The organism is Parafilimonas sp. (genome assembly GCF_051953455.1).
In the GTDB taxonomy this organism is placed as follows: Bacteria; Bacteroidota; Bacteroidia; order Chitinophagales; family Chitinophagaceae; genus Parafilimonas.
In genome coordinates this window covers 118923-125436 of sequence record NZ_JBQCIT010000022.1, presented here as the reverse complement: position 1 = coordinate 125436, position 6514 = coordinate 118923, and the positions used below count along the sequence as shown (strand labels likewise).

Here is a 6514-nt window from a genome sequence, read left to right as displayed (position 1 = left end):
TAACGATGGGTTTTCTGTTAGGCATCCATCGCTGCAAACTGTTTACCAGCCGCATTTTCAGACGCTGGAAGAAATTGTTTTCAGATGCATGCTTCGTATCTTCTTCCGTGTGCATTACTACTTCATCAACCTCTTTTTCATTCAATGCCAGGCCGGCATGCGCATGGTCAATTGTTGCATGATGATATTGAAATTTTTCTGCTTTTAGCACCCAGTTTGATATAACCGGCACCAGCGTTTGCGCCGCGATATAAGAAACGATCATGGCAAAGCCAATGGATAAAGACAACGGAAGGAACATGGCTTTGGGTACACCGGTCATGATAAATGATGGCGCAAATACCGCGAGGATGCAAAGCAATATGAGCAACAAGGGGAAAGCTATTTCCTGGCAGGCATCTAAAATAGCCTGCCGTTTTGGTTTGCCCATTTCCAGATGCTGGTGAATATTTTCTATCGTTACCGTAGCCTGGTCAACCAATACGCCAATGGCCAAAGCAAGGCCGCTTAACGTCATGATATTGATGGTTTGGCCTGTAAGGTTCAGCAGCAAAACACTGCTTAATATAGCAACAGGAATGGTGATGATCACCACCACGCTGCTGCGCCAGTCTTTCAAAAACAACAATACCATTAAACCTGTGAGCACCGCGCCGAGAATGCCTTCCGTCATCAAACTTTTTACAGCATTCATTACGAATACTGACTGGTCGAAAGCATAAGAAACCCGCACATCGTCGGGCAGCAAACTCTGCATATCGGGTATCTTCTGTTTTAATGATTGCACTACTTCCCAGGTGGAAGCGTCGGCTGTTTTTACAACTGGAATATATACGGAGCGCTTGCCGTTGATGAGCGCATAATCAACCGTTATATCCGATGCGTCTTCCACTGTTGCCACATCACGGATAAAGACGGCGCCGGCGCCCTTGGTCATGATGGGTATTTCAGCAAACTGTTGCACGGTTTCCTCAAGCGAGTTTACGGTGGTTACATACATCAGGCTGTCAATACGCAGGTTGCCCGATGGCGTCATTAAATTATTCTTTGCAATTGCTTCAACCACCTGGTCGGGCGAAATATTAAAACGCCGTAATTTTTCAGGGTCAACATTTACAATTACAGAGCGTGAGTTAGCGCCAAACGGCGGTGGCGCCGATAAGCCTTTCACCGTTGAAAACATGGGCCGTATGCGGGTTGCCGCCAAATCGTAAATATCTTTTAATGATTTTGTTTTGCTGCTTAACACCAGCTCGCCAACAGGCAATGAAGATGCATCAAAACGCACCACCTGCGGCGGCAAAGCGCCCGGCGGAAAGAACTTCATGGCACGGTTTACCTGCAAAGCAACCTGCGCCGAAGCTTCGGCCATATTAGCGCCTTCATAAAAAGATAATTTAATGAGCGTAAGGCCCTGTATGTTTTTACTCTCGATATTTTTTACGCCGTTCACATATAAAAACTGGTCCTGCATGCGCGTGGAAAAGAAGCCTTCCATTTGCTGCGGCGACATGCCGCCATACGATTCAATTACATATATGGTTGGCGAATTGAGGTTGGGAAAAATATCAATGGGTATTGAACGCAGCGCTACTATTGAAAACAACAACAGGCCGGCGAACAATACGATTACGGTAACAGGCCTTTTTAATGCGCCTTTTAGCATGTATGATTAATTTAAAGATTGAATGAATAGATCGAGTGTACCTGTGGCAGCAGATTTATCAACATTGGCTAAGAACCAATCATTCAAAACCTGCGCATAATCTGTTTGGGCCCGGTATAAAACATAGTTAGCGTTGGTAAGATCAACCAGGTTGATAATGCCTGCTTTATACTGTGCCGTTTTTTGGTTCAAGGCATCAGTTGCAGCACGCAACTGAACAGGGATTTCCTTCAGATCGGCCGCGGCCATATCCAAAATCCTGTCGGCCTGTTTGTTTACATTATCAAGCGTTTGCTGCTGGTGTTGCACATCAAACTGCGCCGCTATAATTTTTTGTTTGTTGGAAGCAAGTTTATCCCGCTTCTGTACCAAACCTGCAAGGTTATAAAACAAGCTTATGCCGGCGAGGTAATTATACCGCTGGTAACCCAAACCATCAGCCAGTGATTTATAGCTGCTGTTATAATCAATACTTGAACCGCGTGCCCATACCGTTCCGTTTAAAGTTAAATGCGGCCGGTAACTTTTGCTGATAACGTCGGCATTGCTTTGATATAATAATTGTTTTGTTTTGAAATAATCAAGCAAAGGGTTTTTTGCCGTGTCAGATAAATTGCCCATAATTTTCATTACGGCTATCTGGTGCGCTGTTTCTGTAGTATCCGCTTCAATGCTATCTACACTTACACCCGTTAAATACGCTATTTCCTGTTTTACAAGCTGCGTTTCTTTAACCGCATTGTTATAATCAATCTTTGTTCTCGACAGCTCTGCCAGCGCCTGTGATGAATCTGCCCCAGCTTTCAAACCGCTAAGGGCAATGCCGCGTATTATCTTAAACAATTCTTCATACCTGTTTACATTCTGCGCTTCAATGGCCACCTGTAATTGCTGCTTGCGTAATGTAAAATACAATTTGCTTAAACGCCATTTTAATAAGTATTCTTCACGGCGTTTATCATCTTCACTTACACTTATTGCGGCCTGTGCATTTTTTAAACGGGCGTCTTTATAACCAAACGAAGCAATTTCATATTCACTGCTCAGCACGGCAAAATTGCCGGTGGCAGGCTGCCAGTTATTGGAAGGGTGTATGCCTGCAGAAGCTGAGGGGATTATGCCTCTTGATAAATAAGCGCCGGGCAAAGAATTGTCTGTGCCAACTATAACCTCATCGCCAATAACGGCAGTTGGAATAAATTCATCTTTTACACTTTGCTTATCTGCCATGGAGGCGTTTATGGAAGCCTGCTTGCTTTTAAGCACGGGCGAGTATTTAACAGCATGCTGTACCAGATCATATAAAGAAAAATTGTGCGAATGCTGTACCTGTGCATTTACTTTAAAAAAACAGGTTAAAGAGAAAAGAAAGATGAGGGGTTTTTTCCAAAATCCTTTCATAAATGATTATTCTGATTTAGAAATTTTTAATCCTGCTAAAGCCAGGAGATAAATTCATATTCACCGGTGGTTTTGTCTTTCCTGTTAACAACCTTATTTTCTTTCATGCTGCTTACTTTAGATACCAATGCAGCATTGCTGCTGTATGCCGAAAGAAGGTTGTTTCGCGTAAGCTCATACAACGGCCCGTTTGCAGTAACGCTAAACCACGTTGTTTGAAATTTTGTTATACCGGGTTGTGTAAAATCGTTTCGTGTGGGGCGTATATACACATACGCCTTGCCGGCATAAACAACTTTGTATAGTTTATTGTTGAAGATGCGCCAGTCGGTTCCCTTCGTTCTTATTCCCCATATATCTGCGTATTTATAGGAGACAGAAGCGTTATTGTTTTTTACGTAAACGCGATGCGTTGATGTGTTTCTTAACTTATGATGACTGTTTTTTTCTGAAAAACTGTTTGATAGAATATGCGTCGCATAATTATCGCCTGATTTATATATACCATAAGCGGGCAGCTCCTTATGCTGTGCATTTGCAGCAATAGTTACAAGTAATGCAAATAAAAGTTTCATTGTGCAAGGAAATTGAATTATAAAATTCTTTGTTCATGCTATGAATAAAACATGAACTATAATAACTGGATACAGGAACATTGGAGAATTAGAAATTGTTTGATTTAGTTTATTGATTTAGTGTACGAAGAAAGAAGGTTGCCAGTGAATATTTATCTCCATAAAATTCATCAAGGCAGAAAAAATTCAAACAGTTTCTATGTATGTCAGAAAAAAGATGGCGGGCCCCGCAACAGGCGTTGCAGGCAATTATTATTTTTTACAAACACCTCTTTGTATAATACCCAGACGTAAGAAGATTCGTAAATTGTTTTAGAAACCAGAAATGCGGGCGATAAGATGAATTGGCTGCTTACATCAAAACGCTTGCTTACTTTTATAAATGTTTCCTTACTGGTTGTTTGCGCTTCGGTTCTGTTATCGTATGATGTTTTTTGTACAGAACTAGGTTTAATACTGATGAAATCATTAGAAGCTTCGATAAATTTTGGCTGGAGCTGCATGAAGAATAACAGGCTGAAAAGTGTAAGATATACACCCTTATATAAAAAAGAAAGACAGCTTATTTTCTTATACATTATTTATACATAGCTTTTTGAAGCCTTACAAAAATAATAAGACAACACACATTCACCTGCCGGCTAATTATAATGTTAATTTAAAATGTAATCGTTACTAAAAATTGCCGGAATTTTCCTGGGGTTACCCATAAGCTCATCCAAAGCTATTCGCTTTGCAGCGGCCGGCATTTTTCAAACGGGCAAAACGTGGTAAACGAAGATTGCAGCAGGATGAAGCTCACAAACACAGCCAGCCATATCCAGTTACAGGGCAGGCAAAACAAGTTTTTGCAAAATTACTGATTTATGATTCTGTGGTAAATTGCTGAGGCCTAGTGTAATTCAATTTATATTTGACCGAAGCAGGTGTAACTCCTGCTTGCCACAACCTGGATTGGTACATTATAAAACAATATTAATTAAATGACGGGATCAATAATTGCAGTCTTTATTACAGGTTATTTGCTGATAACACTTGAGCACAGCATTAAAATAAACAAAGCAGCCTCGGCTTTAATAACTGCAGTGCTTTGCTGGACAATTTTTATTTTGAACGCAACAGATAAGGAATTGGTTGGTGAAGAACTGGCTCATCATTTGGGTGAACTCTCCGGGATTTTGTTTTTTCTGCTTGGGGCGATGACAATAGTTGAACTGGCTGATTTATATAACGGATTTGATATTATTACTACACGAATTAATCAAACTAATAAAGTAAAACTGCTTTGGATTGTTTCATTCATAACTTTTTTTCTTTCCGCTGTACTTGATAATCTTACTACAACGATTGTAATATTATCGCTTTTAAACAAGCTTATTAAAAACCAGGAAGATCGTTTGTTTTTTGCCGGCATGACTGTAATAGCAGCCAATGCAGGCGGCGCATGGTCGCCTATTGGCGATATTTCTACCACCATGCTCTGGATAGGCGGCCAAGTTACGGCGCTTAATATTATTAAAGCTTGTTTTTTTCCAAGTCTCGCCTGCATTATTGTTCCCTTAATCTACATGAGTTTTCGTTTAAAAGGCGATATAGAAAAGCCCGTTGATATTGATAATAACCGAGGAAAAAATATTCCTAAAAAACAGCAATACATTATCTTTTTTTCAAGTGTTGTTGTTTTAATAATGGTGCCTGTTTTTAAAACCATCACGCACCTGCCACCTTATATGGGTGTACTTTTAGGCCTATCATTACTTTGGATAATTACCGAGATTTTACGCCAAAAAGACGACGTTGAAGATAAAGGCGCATTATCTGTATCGTATGCTCTTCGCAAGATAGATACGCCCAGCGTCTTATTTTTCCTGGGCATTTTATTGAGCGTGGCTTCATTGCAATCATCAGGTATTTTAACTGATTTGTCCGGATGGCTTACGGCAACTATCAGGAGCGAGAGGATTATTGTTATTGCTATCGGGCTTTTATCGGCTATAGTTGATAATGTGCCGCTTGTTGCTGCAGCGCAGGGCATGTATAGCCTTAGCCAATATCCAACTGATAGTTTTTTCTGGGAATTTCTTGCTTTTTGCACAGGAACCGGAGGCAGTGCGCTTATTATAGGTTCTGCAGCCGGTGTAGTCGCTATGGGCATTGAAAGAATAAACTTTTTCTGGTATCTTAAAAAGATAAGCTTGCTGGCGCTGCTTGGTTATTTTGCAGGGATCATAATATTTCTATTGCAACATTATTTTTTCGGATGATAATGCGATCTTGGTAAAAGTTATGGTGTCGCTTTTCTGCGAAGACGAGCCGCAGTACTTTCAGAACTAAAAAGCATATCAAATTTTACTGCCTGTATGTATTATACTTCCATCTGGAATTTTTGCGCTTTATAACTATGGTGTCTGTATGAATCCGGTGTTGGCATTCCTATAACAACCGATATCTTTTAAATTGAGATTCTTATAGCAATGCTTTGCCAGAAAGGGGTCATCAAGCGTGTTAACATGAATAAACCAGTATATATCTGCACGTTTTGGCTTCTTATTTAATATGGAATATATGATCTTATGTTCAATTTCTTTTGGATTATTGGCACTTGTTAAATAGACAAGGTTTGTGGCATATTTCGGTATCGATTTATCATTACTTAATTCTTGTATTAACGGAATATAGTGTTCCATCCTTACAAATTCCACGTACCTGTTTTTTATTTTACGACTTCGGTACCATACATACATTACAAGAAACAAAAGGCTGCCGGCAATTAAAGTTACATAACCTCCATGAGGAAACTTTTGAAGGTCGGCAGCAAGTTCGTCCGCAACGAACCAATTTGAAAATATTCAAAAAGACATTTTTAGCTATT

The 6514-nt window shown here is 40.1% G+C and carries 6 protein-coding genes; 1 reads left to right on the top strand and 5 read right to left on the bottom strand.

Annotated features, from left to right (window positions below; genetic code table 11):
- The 4 genes from ACTHN6_RS09075 to ACTHN6_RS09060 all read right to left on the bottom strand — a co-directional run.
- A partial coding sequence (locus ACTHN6_RS09075) for an efflux RND transporter permease subunit (RefSeq protein ID WP_440435433.1) occupies positions 1 to 1666 on the bottom strand: 1666 nt, incomplete at its 3' end.
- A gap of 6 nt (positions 1667 to 1672) precedes the next feature.
- A complete protein-coding gene (locus tag ACTHN6_RS09070) occupies positions 1673 to 3067 on the bottom strand; it encodes a TolC family protein (protein ID WP_440435432.1) in 1395 nt (464 codons plus the stop codon).
- Positions 3068 to 3102: 35 nt separating this feature from the next.
- Complete coding sequence (locus ACTHN6_RS09065) at positions 3103 to 3642, bottom strand: hypothetical protein (protein ID WP_440435431.1); 540 nt, start codon at positions 3640 to 3642, stop codon at positions 3103 to 3105.
- A 206-nt stretch (positions 3643 to 3848) separates the two neighbouring features.
- Positions 3849 to 4220, bottom strand: a complete 372-nt coding sequence (locus ACTHN6_RS09060; RefSeq protein WP_440435430.1) for a hypothetical protein — start codon at positions 4218 to 4220, stop codon at positions 3849 to 3851.
- Positions 4221 to 4625: 405 nt separating this feature from the next.
- Between ACTHN6_RS09060 and nhaD the strand changes: the two genes are divergently transcribed.
- Positions 4626 to 5906, top strand: a complete 1281-nt coding sequence (nhaD, locus tag ACTHN6_RS09055; RefSeq protein ID WP_440435429.1) for a sodium:proton antiporter NhaD — start codon at positions 4626 to 4628, stop codon at positions 5904 to 5906.
- Positions 5907 to 6041: 135 nt separating this feature from the next.
- Here nhaD and ACTHN6_RS09050 read toward each other — a convergent pair whose 3' ends face one another.
- Entirely contained in the window at positions 6042 to 6491 is a 450-nt protein-coding gene (locus ACTHN6_RS09050) for a KUP/HAK/KT family potassium transporter (protein ID WP_440435434.1), read from the bottom strand.
- Positions 6492 to 6514 lie beyond the last annotated feature (23 nt).